Source organism: Pandoraea cepalis (assembly GCF_902459665.1).
GTDB classification, from domain to species: domain Bacteria; phylum Pseudomonadota; class Gammaproteobacteria; order Burkholderiales; family Burkholderiaceae; genus Pandoraea; species Pandoraea cepalis.
Genome location: NZ_CABPSL010000001.1, coordinates 784,143 through 801,035 on the forward strand (window position 1 = coordinate 784,143; position 16,893 = coordinate 801,035).

Annotated in this window: 17 protein-coding genes; 12 read left to right on the forward strand and 5 right to left on the reverse strand. The window is 62.7% G+C overall.

The window, feature by feature from the left end:
- Positions 1 to 53 precede the first annotated feature (53 nt).
- Positions 54 to 782, reverse strand: coding sequence for an SDR family oxidoreductase (locus PCE31106_RS03625; protein ID WP_150562412.1), 729 nt, complete (start codon positions 780 to 782; stop codon positions 54 to 56).
- Between the two features lie 88 nt (positions 783 to 870).
- On the opposite strand from PCE31106_RS03625, the gene PCE31106_RS03630 reads away from it, so the two are divergent.
- A complete protein-coding gene (locus tag PCE31106_RS03630) occupies positions 871 to 1,830 on the forward strand; it encodes a LysR family transcriptional regulator (RefSeq protein WP_150562413.1) in 960 nt (319 codons plus the stop codon).
- A 333-nt stretch (positions 1,831 to 2,163) separates the two neighbouring features.
- Here PCE31106_RS03630 and PCE31106_RS03635 read toward each other — a convergent pair whose 3' ends face one another.
- The gene (locus PCE31106_RS03635; protein ID WP_150562414.1) at positions 2,164 to 2,790 is read right to left on the reverse strand and encodes a tyrosine-type recombinase/integrase; all 627 of its coding nucleotides are present in this window, start codon (positions 2,788 to 2,790) and stop codon (positions 2,164 to 2,166) included.
- 239 nt (positions 2,791 to 3,029) lie between these two features.
- On the reverse strand, positions 3,030 to 3,398 hold the full coding sequence (locus tag PCE31106_RS03640; protein WP_150562415.1) for a MerR family transcriptional regulator: 369 nt from the start codon (positions 3,396 to 3,398) through the stop codon (positions 3,030 to 3,032).
- A 104-nt stretch (positions 3,399 to 3,502) separates the two neighbouring features.
- Here PCE31106_RS03640 and PCE31106_RS03645 point away from each other — a divergent pair, with 104 nt between their 5' ends.
- Positions 3,503 to 4,423: an alpha/beta fold hydrolase gene (locus tag PCE31106_RS03645; protein ID WP_150562416.1), complete on the forward strand. Its 921-nt coding sequence runs from the start codon at positions 3,503 to 3,505 to the stop codon at positions 4,421 to 4,423.
- Positions 4,424 to 4,778: 355 nt separating this feature from the next.
- Here PCE31106_RS03645 and PCE31106_RS03650 read toward each other — a convergent pair whose 3' ends face one another.
- The gene (locus tag PCE31106_RS03650; RefSeq protein WP_150562417.1) at positions 4,779 to 5,729 is read right to left on the reverse strand and encodes a LysR substrate-binding domain-containing protein; all 951 of its coding nucleotides are present in this window, start codon (positions 5,727 to 5,729) and stop codon (positions 4,779 to 4,781) included.
- Positions 5,730 to 5,858: 129 nt separating this feature from the next.
- Between PCE31106_RS03650 and PCE31106_RS03655 the strand changes: the two genes are divergently transcribed.
- The 5 genes from PCE31106_RS03655 (at position 5,859) to PCE31106_RS03675 (ending at position 11,328) form a co-directional block, all read left to right on the forward strand.
- Entirely contained in the window at positions 5,859 to 7,073 is a 1,215-nt protein-coding gene (locus PCE31106_RS03655; RefSeq protein ID WP_150562418.1) for an MFS transporter, read from the forward strand.
- A gap of 46 nt (positions 7,074 to 7,119) precedes the next feature.
- Entirely contained in the window at positions 7,120 to 8,010 is an 891-nt protein-coding gene (locus PCE31106_RS03660) for an oxidoreductase (RefSeq protein ID WP_150562419.1), read from the forward strand.
- A gap of 332 nt (positions 8,011 to 8,342) precedes the next feature.
- Positions 8,343 to 8,912: a YdeI/OmpD-associated family protein gene (locus PCE31106_RS03665; RefSeq protein ID WP_150562420.1), complete on the forward strand. Its 570-nt coding sequence runs from the start codon at positions 8,343 to 8,345 to the stop codon at positions 8,910 to 8,912.
- Positions 8,913 to 9,176: 264 nt separating this feature from the next.
- The gene (locus tag PCE31106_RS03670; protein ID WP_150562421.1) at positions 9,177 to 10,772 is read left to right on the forward strand and encodes an MDR family MFS transporter; all 1,596 of its coding nucleotides are present in this window, start codon (positions 9,177 to 9,179) and stop codon (positions 10,770 to 10,772) included.
- Between the two features lie 4 nt (positions 10,773 to 10,776).
- The gene (locus tag PCE31106_RS03675) at positions 10,777 to 11,328 is read left to right on the forward strand and encodes a MarR family winged helix-turn-helix transcriptional regulator (RefSeq protein WP_150562422.1); all 552 of its coding nucleotides are present in this window, start codon (positions 10,777 to 10,779) and stop codon (positions 11,326 to 11,328) included.
- Positions 11,329 to 11,516: 188 nt separating this feature from the next.
- Here PCE31106_RS03675 and PCE31106_RS03680 read toward each other — a convergent pair whose 3' ends face one another.
- Positions 11,517 to 12,788, reverse strand: coding sequence for an amino acid deaminase (locus PCE31106_RS03680; RefSeq protein ID WP_150562423.1), 1,272 nt, complete (start codon positions 12,786 to 12,788; stop codon positions 11,517 to 11,519).
- A gap of 165 nt (positions 12,789 to 12,953) precedes the next feature.
- On the opposite strand from PCE31106_RS03680, the gene PCE31106_RS03685 reads away from it, so the two are divergent.
- From PCE31106_RS03685 to PCE31106_RS03705, 5 genes are all read left to right on the forward strand, one after another.
- Positions 12,954 to 13,835, forward strand: coding sequence for a MurR/RpiR family transcriptional regulator (locus PCE31106_RS03685; RefSeq protein WP_017235550.1), 882 nt, complete (start codon positions 12,954 to 12,956; stop codon positions 13,833 to 13,835).
- A gap of 1 nt (position 13,836) precedes the next feature.
- The gene (locus PCE31106_RS03690) at positions 13,837 to 15,327 is read left to right on the forward strand and encodes an N-acyl-D-amino-acid deacylase family protein (RefSeq protein WP_150562424.1); all 1,491 of its coding nucleotides are present in this window, start codon (positions 13,837 to 13,839) and stop codon (positions 15,325 to 15,327) included.
- 39 nt (positions 15,328 to 15,366) lie between these two features.
- A complete protein-coding gene (locus tag PCE31106_RS03695) occupies positions 15,367 to 15,759 on the forward strand; it encodes a RidA family protein (protein WP_198288736.1) in 393 nt (130 codons plus the stop codon).
- Positions 15,760 to 15,928: 169 nt separating this feature from the next.
- Complete coding sequence (locus PCE31106_RS03700; RefSeq protein WP_150562425.1) at positions 15,929 to 16,348, forward strand: hypothetical protein; 420 nt, start codon at positions 15,929 to 15,931, stop codon at positions 16,346 to 16,348.
- Positions 16,345 to 16,866 carry a hypothetical protein gene (locus PCE31106_RS03705; protein WP_150562426.1) on the forward strand — a complete coding sequence of 174 codons (522 nt, stop codon included), beginning with the start codon at positions 16,345 to 16,347 and terminating at the stop codon, positions 16,864 to 16,866. Before PCE31106_RS03700 ends, PCE31106_RS03705 begins: the two co-directional genes overlap by 4 nt.
- Positions 16,867 to 16,893: the final 27 nt, after the last annotated feature.

Here is a 16,893-nt window from a genome sequence, read left to right on the forward strand (position 1 = left end):
ACCGCTCCGGCGCTACGGCCACGCAGGCGTCAGGCGGACACGCAAAGGGCCTATCACCAAGGAATCTGATTCTGTTCGAAGTAGAAGCGTCCCGACGGCCCCGCCGGGTCTTGGGTCGCGAGCCAGACGATGCCAGCGGCTGCCTGTTCCACTGTGCGGTAACCCGAATGGTTGTTGAAATCGGTAGCGGTGTAGCCTGGATCGACAGCATCAACCTTGATGCCGACTGACGCGAGCTCTTTTGCAAAAGCCAGCACAACAGCGTTGAGGGCCGACTTGGAACTGTTGTAGCCGAGGATATTCACGCCATAGAACTGGTTAGCCGGATCAGACAGCCAGCCGAGAGATCCGAGCCCGCTGCTCACCATCACGACAGCACCTTGACCAGCAGATTTCAGCAACGGCACAAACGCCTGAGTCACGCGGATCGGACCGAAAACGTTTGTCTCGTATACAGCGCGGATGCTGTCGATCGGTTGTTGGCTGGGCGTCGTGTGAGGGCCGCCTGGAATGCCGGCGTTGTTGATCAGTACATCAAGGCGACCGTCTTCGTCCCGCACACGCGCAGCAGCAGCACGTACGCTTTCGTCCTGGCTCACGTCGATAGGCAAAAGCCGAACGTCGTGGCCCTCTGCCACCAAAGACTTCATTGCTACCTCGCCGCGCGCGGCATCACGGCAGCCAAGCCAGATGCGATATCCCAGCCGACCGAGTTGTCGAGCCGTTTCGTAGCCGATGCCCTTGTTAGCGCCTGTGATCAAAACAGTTTTAGTGGTATTCATGTTTTTGTCCTCCGGAATGAGCTTGCGGCCACTCTATTCTGTTTGATACTTTTTGATAATCATGTAAAAGTCGAATAGACTGATCGGCATGCCGAACAATCATGACGTCGATTCCAATCTGGATCTGCTCTCGGTCTTCCTGACTGTGCTGGATACGGGAGGTTTTCGTGCCGCTGCCCAACGGCTGCGCCTGTCTCCTTCGACAGTAAGCGAACGGATCGCACAACTTGAAGCGCAGTTGGGCGTCCCGTTGCTGATCCGCACCACACGCAGCGTCACGCCGACGGAGACGGGGCGCACACTTGCCACCCGTATTGCGCCGCTAATGGCAGAAACGCGTGCCGCGTTGCGTGACGCCGCTAGTTCGCGGAGCGTCGTACGTGGGCTTCTCAAGATCAACGTGACGGGCGCGGTGATGGTCGATATCCTGCCGCCGATCATCGACCGCTTCATGGAAGCCCATCCGCAAGTTCGCGTTGAAATCATGGTGGATGACCGACTCGTCGATATAGTGGCAGCTGGTTGCGACGCTGGGATTCGATACGGCGAGCATTTGGCACAAGACACCATAGCCGTGTCGATTGGACCGCGTTGTCAGCGGATCGCATGGGCCGCTGCACCCGGGTACCTTGCAGCGCGCGGCGCTCCCAGACACCCGAGCGACTTGCTGAATCACGAATGTATCCGGTTGCGTTTTTCGAGCGGCGCGCTCGTCGAGTGGATGTTCGAGCGTGGCGAGGAAACAGTCAGGGTCGATCCGCCTGGCCGCCTCATCGTCGGCGTGGATGGTGCTTCGGCAGCAATCGGATTCGCGCGCGACGGACGCGGTGTCATCGGCACTTTCGAAAACTGGCTAACCCCTTATCTGGAAATCGGTGAGCTACACCCTGTCTTGCATGACTGGTGGCGCACATTCGAAGGGCCTCAACTGTACTTCTCGAGCAGATTTAAGTCCGCTCCACTTAGGGCATTCATCGAACTGGTTAAGGAGGAGCAGAACGCTACCCGAGGTTCGCTTGCGGCAGCGGACTCCGCGAAAATTGCTTAACGCTCGATACAACGTTGTTGAGCATCCTTCCCACGGAAGTGTGTTTAGTCCTTTCATGTAACGGCAATGCGAGCCGCCCCGAATCCTGGAGATTATTTTAAGCAAAGCGCATCGTTGTTGACATGCTCAAACCCAAGATGTCCACGACGACAATTAGCCGAGCGGTTTGGTTCCCCGCATCGCGCGGATCCGGAATGATCACCATTCGTGCTGAAAACGCCTCGTCAGTTTGTCTTTACGCGGAAGTACAGCACATGAGTGTTGACGATTCAGTCCGTGTCGTCGAGTGACCGGTTATGGCCGGCAAGCGACCGCTCGCCGGCCGCCATGCGGTCAAACCTCGGTCTGCTCCGCCATCTCGAGGGCATCGTCGACCTCGATTCCCAGGTAGCGAACCGTGCTTTCCAGCTTTGTGTGCCCGAGCAGCGACTGCACCGCTCGAAGGTTCTTCGTCCGCCGGTAGATCAGCGAAGCTTTCGTGCGGCGCATCGTGTGGGTACCGTATGCGGTGTCGTCGAGGCCAATCGATGCGACCCAGCGGTGTACCAGGCGGTCATATTGCCGCGTCGACAGTTGCGGGGACGTATGAATCCGGCTCGGGAACAGAAAATCCGCAGCCTTCAGTCCCTGGGCTTCGATCCACGCTTCGAGGCTCTCCCGGCTCTGTTCCGTGATCTCAAGTTGCACTGGCCGCTGTGTCTTCTGCTGCATAACTGTTGCCCTCGACGCCACCTGGCTTCCGCGACGGACATCCTGGACCCGCAACCGCGTGAGGTCGCACGCCCGCAGCTTGCTATCAATCGCGAGATTGAACATCGAGAGCTCACGAACGTTCGACGCCATCTGAAGCCTCGTCCGGATCGCCCAAATTTCCCGGAGCTTTAGCGGCGGTTTCTGCCCGGTGAGTTTGCCCTTATTCCATGGCACACGACGGCTAACGGCGACATTCTCGGATTTCATGACAATCTCCTTTCAGATAAAGGGAGATTGAGTGTGCACGTACGGACGGTCGCTACCCGACCCTTCTCCGCCGTCGGACAGCTATTTGTGAGCGTCTCTACCACGCTCGATTACGGTCGTTCGTGGAGACATTTTCTGGACGGTGATCCGAATCATTTGCTTCCACCCTCGATCGAAACACGTCAACTCGATCGGTCTCGCCCAGCGGCGGTGCATCAGTACTCGAACCTACGCAACTGTTAGAGCGCCAATGTCTCGTTGGTATCGACCGCATTGAGCAGCCTCGCAACGACTTCTCGCGTTTCACTGAGTTCGCGCAGCCGAACGTCGAGCTTTTCGACTTCACCGCGCAGCAACGCGCGCGCCTCTACGCATGGATGAAACACCGGTTTCTCACCGAGTACACAAGGCAGCAATAGCCGGATACTGCTGATCTTCAAACCTGCCGCGCTGAGCGTGCGGATGCGCTGTGCGGCGTCTACTTCGTCGGAACCGTATTCGCGGTAGCCCGAATCGGTCCTCCTCGGATTGAGGAGACCTTCGTTCTCGTAATACCGCAGCATCCGCTCACTGACACCGGTGCGGCGAGCCAGTTCTCCGATACGCATGACATCCCCAGAAAGAAACGCTTGACCTTGACAGCGATGTCAAAGTTTAACCTCTTTCGACCGCGCGGATTTCCCGCCGGTCCCTTCGTCAAGAGACCCCCAATATGACACCATCCAATGACACGTTTGACGGAACGTTTCCGTTTTCGCCGCGCTTCAGCGATGTTGCCGGCTTTCGCATGCATTACGTTGACGAAGGGCCTGCCGACGGCGCGGTCGTCCTGTGCATTCACGGGGAACCGACGTGGGGCTACCTGTTTCGTGATCTGATCAAGGCGCTCGCGGGCGACTACCGTGTGATCGCGCCCGACCACATGGGATTCGGCAAGAGCGAGACGCCGGAACATCGCACGTACTGGCTACAGGATCATATCGACAACCTTGAAAAGCTCGTGCTTGCGCTGGATTTAGACGACATCACTCTCGTCATGCACGACTTCGGCGGCCCCGTTGGCATGGGACTCGCCGCACGGCATCCGGGCCGCATTCGCCGAGTCGTCAGCACGAACGGACCGACGCCGTTTGGTCAAAGCACGTTATTCGACCGGCTGAATGCGAATGCCGCAGTCTCGCCATGGTTCCAGTGGATTCTCCGCTCCGATTCGCAAGGTCGTCTCGAACCCGTGCTGGACGAACTGGGCTTCAACATCCTGAGTGTCTTGAAGCTTAACGGCTTCGAAAACCACGCGCGTATTGACGATACGTGGCTGCGCGCCTACGGCTCGCGCTTCGCTCTGCCGACCGACAGTGCAGGCGCGATTGGCTGGGCAAAGGGCTTCGCGATCGGGGCACATCGTTTCGAAGTGCCAGACGCGCTAGCACTCGACGCGATCCGTTCAAAGCCAGCGCTTGCCATCTGGGGGGAGGCCGATCGGACGCTGGCAGCTGAACACTTTCTTCCGCTGTTCAGCGAGCTATTTCCCATGGCGCCGGTTCACCGACTCGCCGGGGTCGGCCATTACAGCTTCGAGGATGCGCCGCAAGCGATTACCGGACTGATTGCCGCATTCTTGAAGGCGCACTAACTCGCGCTTGGCCGGCCCGCAACACCGGCCTGGTGTGTCCGGAGTCGATCATTTCAATTCTTCCCCGCAGCCTGGCGCGGATTGAGCGTCGCAACGTCCGAGGAGAACGGCCAGACGTTCGTGCTTTGTAGAAGTCCGTTTATGGCCGATACCGGTCACGCGCGAAGGGCAGTTTCTGACCCTTCCCGGATGTTCTCTGTTGGCTGCCTTAAATGTCTCTTGTCGGAGATAGACGGTCATCCGAATGCACATCCCCTGACGAAGGAGGGCGGCCGCGATCGGCCATTCTCTGCAACAGCGCGAGCATACCCCTCGTCCCTCAATGAGCATTAACCATCAGCGTCAACAGTCCACGCTAGAAAGACTTCATGCTCGATGGGAAGCTGGCTTTTGCCGCAGTGACGATCCACTTTCTGAACGCCCTGACGGCTTCGTCGTCCGCACGATCCACATTGACGACCATGGTGTAATCGGGGCCGCGCCAAACCGGTCCATGCAATGGACACACGAGCCTCCCCGCGGCGATCTCGCGCTCGATGAGGGGCAGCGACGCCAGGGTAACGCCGAGGCCTTCCGTCGCCGCGGCTAACTGTAGAAACACGTGATCGAAATTGAGATGGCGTACACCCCGCATGGTCGGCTCGCCCGCCTCCCGTACCCATTCAGACCATGCTGTATGCGTGCTCGTCGAATGCAGCCATGTGTGGTTGCGCAAATCGGCGACGGTGCGGAGCGGACGACTGACCAAAGCCTTTGGACTGCATGCGGGCAAGCGCAGGTCGGGCATCAGGATCGATGACTTGAGGCCGGCCGCGTCTTCGGGTCCGGAGCGCACGCCGACGTCGAATGCATCGCTGACATAGCGGAGCCGGCGCGAAGTGGTCGAAAGCCTCACATCGACGTCCGGATACAGCGCCTGGAAATCTGCCAGCCTGGGAATAAGCCAGCACAGCGCAAAGCTCGCCAACGCATTCACGCGTACCACACCCCTGATTCGACGCGTGATCGATTCCCGTCGCAATAGGCCCACCGAATTGCCCAGCTGCGCGAACGCGCCGTTGACATCGCCGAGCAATGTGGTTCCCTCGTCGGTGGGCACGACGCCGCGCGCGCGACGCTCGAACAACGGAACGCCGAACCAGTCTTCCAGCATGCGGATTTGCTTACCCACCGCCCAATGCGTCACGTGAAGCTCGTTCGCCGCACCCGCGAAGCTGCCGAGACGGGCCACCGCCTCGAAGTACCGCAAGGCATTCAAGGGGGGTAACTTTTCGGTATCCGCGGCGACGCGCTTCCTGGTACTCATAGGTGACTTTTTCTCCCGTCCGAGGCAATTTTATGTCAGTTGTTGCACCGGTGGGGCAACCGTACACTTCGGTCTGGCTTGCAACGATATGCGCGACGTGACTCGCACTTGCGCGCCCTGGTCCAACGAATGCGACTTCTCTTCTTCTGCGCGCCGGCGACGAACACAGCCGAGTGCCCCGATCCGACCCGCTCCGCGCAACGCAAACGCGTTTTATGGCTCTCGTGCACGGCACACGCGTTGCACGACGGCTACACCGACATGATCTACGCGCTGTTGCCTACATGGCAGGCGGATTTCGGTCTCGGCTACGGCGCGCTCGCGCTGTTGCGCGGCATCTACGCGGGCACCATGGCGACGCTGCAAGTGCCTGCCGGCAGCCTGGCACGCTTGCTTGGCACGCGCGCGACGCTCGCGATCGGAACGCTGCTCGCCGCCCTAGGCTATGCCCTCGCGGGCATGTCGGGCTCTTTGCTGGGGCTATGCGTTGCGCTCACCGTGTCGGGTTGCGGATCGAGCACGCAGCATCCGCTCGCGTCGGGCGCCGTGTCGCGTGCATACGGACGCGACGCCCGCGCTCCGCTCAGTGTCTATAACTTTGCAGGCGATCTCGGCAAATCCGCGCTGCCCGCGGCCGTTTCGCTGCTGATTAACTTCATGCCGTGGCGTCATGCGCTGTGGGCGATGTCGACCATCGGTATTCTGGTCGCGCTGGTCATCGCACTTTTCCTCCCTTCGGTGCGCAGAAACGAATCGGAAGCCGAAGCGACGGCCAGCGAAGCCACGAAAGGTTCGCGAAGCGGATTCTCGCTGCTGTTCGCGATCGGCGTGCTCGATACCGCTGTGCGGATGGGCTTGCTCACGTTCCTGCCGTTTCTCCTGCGCTCGAAAGGCATCTCGCCTCAGATGATGGGTACGGCGCTGGCGCTGGTGTTCATCGGCGGCGCGGCGGGCAAGTTCGCTTGCGGCGCGCTCGGCGCGCGGGTCGGCGTGATAGGAACGGTGTTCACCACCGAAGGCGCCACCGCGCTGCTGATTCTCGCCGTGATCTGGCTGCCGCTCGCGCCCGCGACGATCCTGCTGCCGCTGCTCGGTGTGATGCTCAACGGCACGTCGTCGGTACTTTATGGGACGGTACCCGAACTCGCGCCGGCCGGCCGCACCGAGCGGGCGTTCGCGCTCTTCTACACCGGCACGATCGCATCGGGGGCACTCGCTCCGGTCGCGTACGGACTGGTGGGCGATCGGATCGGCGTGCACGGTGCGACGATCGTGACCGCCGCCACCGCGCTTGTCATCTTTCCGTTAGCGCTTGCGCTTCGCCGTCATCTGAGCACGACGTGAGTTGCCAAGTACGAGCGATGCTCAACACATCATGGAGCCTACGACAATGCATGACACTCCGACAATCGCCCTGGTGGGCCCTGGCGCAATCGGCGCTACCGTTGCCGCTGCGCTTCACGAAGCAGGCCGTACCCTGGCGCTATTCGGGCGCACCGCACACGACCATCTGCGCGTGCGATTCGACGGCGGACAGATTTACGTGCCTGGTCCCGTGCGGACAAATCCGGCCGGCATCGAAACGACGTTCGATCTCGTCTTCGTCGCGGTGAAGACGACGCAGGTCGAAGCTGCGTCGACATGGCTGTCCGCGTTGTGCGGCGAGAAGACCGTGGTTTGCGTGTTGCAGAACGGCGTGGAACAAAGGGATCAATTCGCGCCTTACGTGTCGAAAGACCGTGTGCTGCCTTCGGTGGTCTGGTTTCCCGCTGAACGGAAAGTCGATGCCTCGGTGTGGCTGCATGCGAAACCGAGACTCACATTGCCGGACACGCCGGCTGCCCGGGCGGTCGTGACGGCGTTGCGCGACACCCGATGTTCCGTGGATGTGACCGAGGACTTCACCAGCATCGCTTGGCGCAAACTGCTTCAGAACGCAGTCGCCGGATTGATGGTTCTGACGGGCCGCCGCGCCGGCATGTATTCCCGCGCCGATATCGAACACCTGTCGCTCGCGTATCTGAAGGAGTGCATCGAGGTCGCTCGTGCGGAAGGCGCGGCACTAGGCAATGAGGTCATGCGAGAAATCGTCGATGGATTCCGGCGCGCACCATCCGACCTTGGCACATCGATCCTCGCCGACCGGCAAGCAGGCCGGCCGCTCGAATGGGATAGCCGGAACGGCGTCATACAGCGTTGCGGCCGCGCGCGTGGCATCGCCACGCCGGTCAGCGATCTAATCGTGCCGCTGCTGGCGGCGGCGAGCGATGGACCGGGTTAGGCTCAGCACGGCCGTCCGTGTTCGATCCACGCGTCCAAGAGCCGGATCGGACGTTGACGGGTTTCGAAGTCAACTGGGCATCCGAGTGTCCGGCCTTTAATTCAGGCGAACGGCAGAAGCTGGCCGATACCTGCCCGATGGCAACGGCGGATGTTGGCGGGACGCCCGATCAACGGGATGTTAAGTCGGGAAGACCTCCATCTTCCCTAGGGCAAGTCCACGCTGGATTGTCGCTAAATCGGGTATTCCAAAATCCGCAAGAATCGGTAGTCTGTGAGGCTTCGGCGAATCATGGACCATCGCTGCGTGAAAGCATTCATCCGGATATCTCCATGACTGAACCTCGTTTCACATTCCTTGACCAGCACGAATGGGAAAATTGGTTGACTCAGAACGGCGTTACGTCGACCGGGATATGGCTGCGTCTTGCCAAGAAGGGCGCCGGGCTGCAGACATTGACGTATGAGCAGGCGCTGGAAAGTGCCCTTTGCCATGGCTGGATCGACGGTCAAAAGCAGACGGAAAGTGATGAATACTGGTTGCAGCGCTTCACGCGACGCTCCGCAAAAAGTATCTGGTCCCGGCTCAACAAAGAGCGGGCCGAAACGCTGATCGCCGCAGGCAGAATGCTGCCTTCTGGCATGCGGGAAATCGAGAGAGCCAAAGCGGACGGCCGCTGGGAGGCAGCCTATACCTCGCCCAGTAACTCGGTCGTGCCGGACGATCTGCAGGTCGCACTGGATGCCAATCCCAAGGCCGGCGAGTTCTTTGCAACGCTGAGCGGCCGAAACCGCTACGCGATCCTGTTTCGGATACAGAACGCCAAAACGTCCGCGACGCGGGGGCGCAGGATCGAGGAGTTCATCGGTATGCTGAATCGCGGTGAAACCATTCATCCGTAAGCCGCGCAGTTCAACAGCCAAACAAAGTCGCCGGACGATGCCGCGCGCAGGGTGAGTAACCCGCTGCGCGCACCACGCTGCCGCGCTGGCGAGCGTCGAACAATACTGGTTGGCGCCGCCCAGACGTCAGTCGAGCCATAGGCGTTATCGAACGGCTCTCACCGTTGTGCCGTTGCTCGGAGCGGCCGTCTCATGCATGGCAAACACGCCACGCCCCTCGACGTGTTAAAATATTTGACTGATCAAACATTGATCCGTCAAAAAATGGCTCCCAGTCCCAATACCCCGCATTCGGCGGGGCAGGTATTGCCGTTCCGGCAATCGATCGTGGCGATGCTCGGCCTGTGTTTCTGTACGATGATGGTGGCGCTCGACCAGACAGTGGTCGGTACCGCGCTGCCGACCATCGTTTCTGAACTCAAGGGCTTCGAGTACTACGCCTGGGTCGCGACCTCGTATCTCCTGACTTCCGTCATCACCGTGCCGATCTTCGGACGACTCGGCGACTTCTACGGACGCAAGCCCTTCGTCGTTGCGGCCATCATCATCTTCACCGCCGCATCGGTCCTGTGCGGCGCCTCGAACAGCATGTTGTTCCTCGTCATTGCGCGCGCTCTGCAAGGTATCGGCGGCGGCATGCTCGTCGGTACCGCGTTCGCCTGCATCCCCGAGCTGTTTCCCGATCCCCACGTGCGTCTGCGCTGGCAGGTCATGCTCAGCTCCGCCTTCGGGATCGCCAACGCCATCGGGCCCTCGCTCGGCGGTTTCCTCACCGAAGCCTACGGCTGGCGCTCGGTTTTCTACGTCAACCTCCCTGTGGGACTGCTCGGACTGTGGTTTGTCGGCCGTCACCTGCCGCACATGCGCGCCGGCGGGCACGGCAAGGCGAGCCTCGACTGGCTCGGCGCCGTCCTGATCACCGCCACGCTCGGTAGCCTGCAAATGCTCGTCGAATGGCTGCCCGCCGATGGCCTCTCGCGCGGCGTGCTCATGTTGCTCGTCGTGTTGGCGATCTCGTCGTATGCGCTTTACTGGTGGGAGCGGCGCACGTCGCATCCGATCGTGCCGTTCGAAATGTTCCGCGACAAGAAACTCGCGCCGCTCTTCGTGCTGTCAGCCTTCGCCGGCTTCACCATGTTCGGGGTGCTGTTCTACGCGCCATTGCTGCTCCAGGGCGGCTTCGGCCTCTCGCCGCGCGAAACGGGTCTGCTGATCACACCGATGGTCGTGTGTATCACCGTCGGCAGCATCGTGAACGGCCGCCTCATCACCCGTCTGCCGAACCCTAACGTGATGCTTTACGGCGGCTTCTTTCTGCTCGCGCTCGCGTGCGCCGGCGTGATCACCACGCATCGCGGCACGCCGCATGCCCTGATCGCCACCTACATGCTGTTCGCCGGACTGGGCCTCGGTTTCGTCATGCCGAACCTCACCGTCTTCGCTCAGGAAGTTGCCGGGCCCGCGCACCTGGGCATCGCCACCGCGCTCATGCAATCGCTGCGCATGATCGGCGGGATGCTCGGCACGGCCATCGTCGGTACGCTCGTGAACCACAGCTACACCGGCCGTGTGACGGATGCCCTCGCCGCCAACGGCGGTACGCGTTGGGTGCCGCAACTTGCCGATCCGCAGATCCTCGTCAATGCGCAATCGCAAAGCGATTTCCTGAGCGCGCTCGCGCCCCTGGGGCAGAACGGCGCGCTCTTCATCGAATCGGCTCGCACGTCGCTCGTTGCCGCCATCCACAACGGGCAAATGATGTCGCTCGCGGCAGCGCTTGCCGGTCTGTGGTTCGTCAAGCGCGTGCCGCTCATTCGTCTGACGCGCGGCGCCAAGCCGCAGCCGCCCGTCGGGGAGTGACGCGATGCCCACACCGCAAAGACGCAACGTTATCCAGCAACTCGGCCAGACCTATCGGGCGATGATGCTTGCCTTCGACGCCCAGGTCGGACACCCGCTGCCGCGCTGGCGAATCATTCTCGCGCTGGCCGAGCGAGGCACCTGTTCTCAGAAGTTTCTCGCGGAACATTGCCGTCTCGATCCGGCGTCGCTCACGCGTCAGTTGAAGTCGATGGAAGCGCTCGGCTGGATCTCGCGCGCCACCGATCCGCACGACAACCGTCTCACGAACGTCACACTTACCGTCGCCGGCATGGCCGTGTACGACGAGGCGACGCCCCGCCGCCAGGCGTTCTTCGACGACGCGCTCGAAGGCATGACGCCCGCCGAGATCGCAACGCTGGAAACCGCGCTCGGCCATCTGGAAGCGCAGTTCAAGTCGGTGGCGTCGCGAGCGAAAGCGACCGATACCGACGCGAAGTCAAGTGGTGACGCGACGCGACCCGCGCACGTCGAGACGCCGACACCGGCGTTAGCCACGTCACCCGGAAAACGCGCGTCGCGCAGTCGCGCGTAAGCGCCTCGTCGCGACGCGCCACTGCGCACATCGCGACCGTGTCGGACGTAAAAAAGCCGCCCATCGTGAGCTGCATCCCAACGGTTGGATTCGCGTCCAACCTCGCGGGGCAGTGCACATCGGGCGGCTTTGTCGTTGTAGCGCGCTACAGCGGCTGGAGCGATACGCGTTGCGTTGTCGATGCGCGATCAGAAGAACGTTTGCACGATGTCGACGACGTTGTAATCGCTGTCGATCACCGGCAAATGACGCCATTTGTCGAACGTGAGACACGGATGCGAGATGTCGAACGCGATCATGTCGCCCACGCGGATGTCGTCGCCCGGGGCGATGCGCAGATACGCGTGCTGATCCATCATGCCCGTGACTTCCCAGTGCGCCGGCGTCGCCGTCGGTGTCTTGCTCTCGCCCGGACGGAACTGCAGCGCCGGTTCCGGCATGCCGGCATCGAACGCCGCGTCGCGCTTGCCGAGCGCGATGATCGCGCGCTCCGGCTCTGGGATCGATTGCACATACGCCCAGAGTTGCAGCGCCGGTTGCAGTTGCGAGCGCATCTGCTTCGCGATCGGGTTGCGCGTGGCGATCTGCGCTTGCGCGGCCTTGTAGATGCCGACGTCGTGCGTGAGATAGCAGCCCGGGCGCAACACGACGTCGAGCGGCGCGCCCACGTCCTTGTGCGCGAACTCGTCCGCGACGACGTCGTACCACGCCGAACCCGCACCCGAGAGTACCGCCGGCGTGCGCTCGATGCGACCCGCCGCCACCAGTTCGCGCGTGATGCCCACCGCGCGTTGCAGGAACGCACGAATGTCCGCTTCGGTGCTCAGCACCCCCTCGTAGACTTCCACACCCGCGAGCTTGACCGCGTCGTGATACTGCGCCAGGGCGTCGAGCACCGCCTGCTGCTGCGCGGCGTCGCGCACCCCGGTACGGCCGCCCGTCACGCCCAGTTCGATGAGCACCTGGATCGACTGGCCGCGCGCACGGAAAAACTTGCCCAGATGCTCCACCGCGGCGGCGGAGTCCACCAGACAGAAGAATTCGAAATCGGGATCCGTCAGCAAATCGGCGATCAGCGCCATGTTGCGCTTGCCGACGAGCTGGTTCGCCATGAGCACGCGTCGCACACCGTGGTGATACGCCGCGTGGGTCTGCTGCGCCGTGGCGAGCGTGATGCCCCACGCGCCCCCCTCGAGTTGGCGGCGGAACAGCTTGGGCGCCATCGTCGTCTTGCCGTGCGGGGCGAGTTTCACGCCGTACTCATGCACGAAGCGCTGCATCCACGCGAGGTTGTGACGGATCTTTTCCTCGTAGAGCACCGCCGTCGGCAGGCTCAGATCTTCGTCCAGCAGATTCCATCCCAATCCGGCCGTCGCGGACGGGGCGAGCGGGACTTCCATCGCCCCCAGACCCTTGTTGAGGGTATCGATCATGCCGTGCTGATAGTTTGTATCATTCATTGGAAATCATCTCCGTGACGATGCGGATAGGGCCGCTGGATGCCTCCTATAATAGCTTTTAATTCCCTGTGTTTGACAATTTTGTTATAAAGTACCAAAAAAGTTGCCAAACCTATCAGCAAGGCACCCCGGCACAGCGTCGGGGGGGCCACATGGACCCGAGAGATGCCCGAAACCTTCGATATCGTGACGCGCGTTGCCGAGCGCACCGACGCGCTGAGCCAGGCGGAGCGCAAGGTCGCGCAGGTGGTGCTGGACGATGTCGCCGGCGCGGCAGCGGTGTCGATCAACGTGCTGGCCGAGCGCGCGGGCGTGAGCGAGGCGAGCGTGACGCGTTTCGCCAAGGCGATGGGCTGCCGCGACGTGCGCGATCTCAAGCTGCGTCTGGCGCAAGCCGCCGTCGTCGGACAGCGCTTTTTCGGCGCGAACGCGGCGAGCGGGCCGGACGGCTCGACGGAAACCATCGACCGCATTGCCGACGATATCCAGACCACGTTGCAGTTGCATCGCAGCCTCATCAAGCCGGACACCGCGCGTCGCGCGGCGGCCCGGTTGCTGTCGGCGCGCATGGTGTACGCGTTCGGAATGGGGGGCGGCTCGTCGCTGATGGCCGATGAAGCGCGTTACCGGCTTGTCCGGCTCGGACGCCCGGTCGCGACCTATCAGGACGCCGTGCTCGCCCGCATGGTTGCCAGCACGCTCGGGCGCGACGACGTGGTGCTCGCCTTCTCGGTGAGCGGCCACACGCCGGAGCTGGTCTCGGCCTGCGAGATCGCCCGCGAGTACGGCGCGCAGGTGGTGGCGGTCACGGCGACCGGCTCGCCGCTCGCGGCGCTGGCCGACGAGGTGCTGCCGATCCGTGCGCTGGAAACGGATTTCATTTTCAAGCCGTCGTCGTCGCGCTACGCGATGCTGCTGGCGATGGACGTGCTGGCCACGGAACTGGCGTTGCTCGCCAAGCCGCAGAGCCAGGCGCTGTTGCGGCGGATCAAGTACGTGCTCGATACGCATCGGGGCGGCGGCGATCGCCAGCCCCTGGGAGACTGACATGACTGACTGCCTCGCGAACCGAACGGTCGACACCCTCATCACCAACGTGCGTCTGGCGGACGGCTCCGGCGCGCCCATGACCGACGCGCGCTTCGACGTCGCGCTGCGCGACGGCCGCATCCAAACGATCGCCCCGGCCGGTGCGCTCGCCGGCTGGCACGCCGCGCAACAGATTCGCGGCGACGGCCAGGTGTTGAGCCCGGGGTTCATCGACGTACATACGCACGACGACACGAACGTCGTGCGCACGCCCGACATGACGCCGAAGCTCTCGCAGGGCGTGACGACGGTCGTCGTCGGCAACTGCGGCATCAGCGCGGCGCCGGTCACGCTCAGGGGCGATCCGCCCGATCCGATGAACCTGCTGGGCGACGCCGACGCATTCCAGTATCCGACCTTCGCCGCCTACGTTACCGCGCTCGAAGCCGCGCAGCCCGCGATCAATGTGGCGGCGCTCATCGGTCACACGGCGCTGCGCAGCAACCATATGGACCGCCTCGACCGGCCCGCGACCGAGGCCGAAATCGAAGGCATGCGCGCCCAATTGCGCGAAGCGCTCGAGCACGGCGCGTTGGGGTTGTCGACGGGACTGGCCTACGCGAACGCGAATGCCGCGCCGACCGAGGAAGTGCTCGCGCTCGCCGAGCCGCTCGCCGCTGCGGGCGGTCTCTACGCGACGCACCTGCGCACAGAGTTCGCCGAGATTCTCGAAGCGCTTGATGAAGCCTTCCGCATCGGCCGTCATGCCCGCGTGCCGGTCGTCGTCTCGCACCTGAAGTGCGCGGGCGTCGATAACTGGGGGCGCAGCAAGGAGATTCTCGACGCGCTCGACCAGGCGCAGCGCTTCCAGCCGGTCGGCTGCGACTGCTATCCGTACACGGCCAGTTCGTCGACGCTCGACCTCAAGCAGGTGACGGACGACTTCGACATTCTCGTTACGTGGTCGCAGCCGCATCCGGAACAGGGCGGCAAGCTGCTCGCGACGATCGCGGCCGAGTGGGGCGTCGACCTGATGGAGGCCGCGAAGCGTCTGCAACCGGCGGGCGCGGTGTATCACTGCATGGAGGAAGACGATGTGCGGCGCATTCTGCGGCACCCGGCAACGGTCGTCGGCTCCGACGGGCTGCCGAACGACCCGTTGCCGCATCCGCGTCTGTGGGGCGCCTTCCCGCGTGTGCTCGGTCGCTACAGCCGCGAGCAGCAGTTGTTCCCGCTGGCCGAGGCCGTCCACAAGATGACGGGGCTCTCCGCCGAGCGCTTTGGGCTGACGGACCGGGGGCTGGTGCGCGAGGGGTATTGGGCCGACCTGGTGCTGTTCGATCCGGCCACCGTGGCCGATGCCGCGACCTTCACCGATCCCATGCAGCCTGCGTACGGTATTGCGGCGGTTTGGGTCAACGGCGTGCTGGCTTGGCAGGATCGCGCGCCCACGCAGAATGCGCGCGCAGGCCGCTTCGTGCGTCGCGGCACGCCGCAGCCGGCGCTTTGAATGAGTGGAAATGAAACCGTTTAGTCGAAAGGAGCAATGATGAGCATCAAACGATATGGCGTAGAAGGCGGGCAGGGCACAGGCGGGCAACGCATGCCGTTCGCACGCGCGACCGAAGCTGACGGCTTTCTGTTCGTCTCGGGTCAGACCCCGATGAAAGACGGCGAAGTGATCGACGGGGGCATCGTTGCACAGTCGCATCAGGCCATCCGGAACATGCTGGCGATTCTCACCGAAGCCGGTTACGGACCCGAGCATGTGATGCGCATTGGCGTGTGGCTCGACGACCCGCGTGACTTCGCGTCGTTCAACAAGGTGTTCAAGGAATACTTCGGCGATCATCCGCCCGCGCGCGCCTGCGTGGTGTCGAGCATGGTGATCGACTGCAAGGTGGAAGTGGACTGCGTGGCATACAAGAAGCCTGCCGCATAAGGCCCGCGACATGCGGGCTATGCATTGACGGACACTTCAGTACCCGTTTCACAAAGTTTGCGGTTTGGCTTCGATGGCGGGCGTCGTCGCGAGCGCGCAGTCTTCAATCTCCTAACCCAAGAGGAGGTGGACTGTGACACTAGGAGCAATTTCCGGAAGCGCGCCGACGATGCAAGCACCCCGGACGGACGTCGATGCGGTCGATATGCTGCAGGCCGCGATAGATTTTCCGCCAACGCCAGACGACGTCCGTTCGCGGTCTCAAAGCGCGAGCCACATCAACACGGCGGGATGTACCAGTGGGCTCGTGGGGCTGGCAACGCTCGTATTCGGATTGGCGGGGCTCGCGACCGCCGTCTACGTCTGCGTCGAGGCCAATAAGCCGGTCGGCAGCGCCTCTCGGGAGTCCGGGGTCGGATGGCTGGGAAATGGCTTCGGTGGGAGCGTGGGCGCCCTGGGGGGCATGCTGGTGACGTATGGCCTCAGTCAGGTGTGCTATGCCGCGGCGAAGCGTCGTGCCGCACGGGAAGATATGGAACTGAGCGAACCGGCGCGATTCGAGTCGACCATGGGAGGACACCGCGCGTGAGCACGTTCGAGATTCCCCAGGACAAGCGGCCATCGTCGCAGCATATCGCCAAGGAGATCGACGAGGCGCTCGCAGTGGTACGCGACGCACAAAAGCAGCAGGCGGCGATGGGCATGCCGAGTCCCGGCGCGTGGGACGCGATGCAGTGCGATGCCGCGTATCGCTGCGGCTATGGTGCTTACGAGCGTGGCGACTACGCGCAGGCAATCGAGTGCTTCGCACCGCTGTTGTCGGCGTGTCCGCTCCAGGCCGACTACGCGGTGGCGCTGGCGCTCTCGGTGCAACGGCTCGGTGAACCGAAGGCGGCACTGTCGCTGTTCATGGCGGCGGCGTTGTTGGACGAGGCGTCGCCCGGCCCGATGTATCGCGTTGGCGAGTGCCTGATCGAGTTGCGCCAGTTCGACGCGGCCTATCGCGCCATGAAGGAAACGCTGCACCGCTGCGGCGGTCGACCCCAGTATGCCAACGTGGGCAACGCGGCCCGCCGGATGATGGCCCGGGTCAGCTTCATGCGCTGAGCCCCTTTTGATGTGCGTGGATTGGCG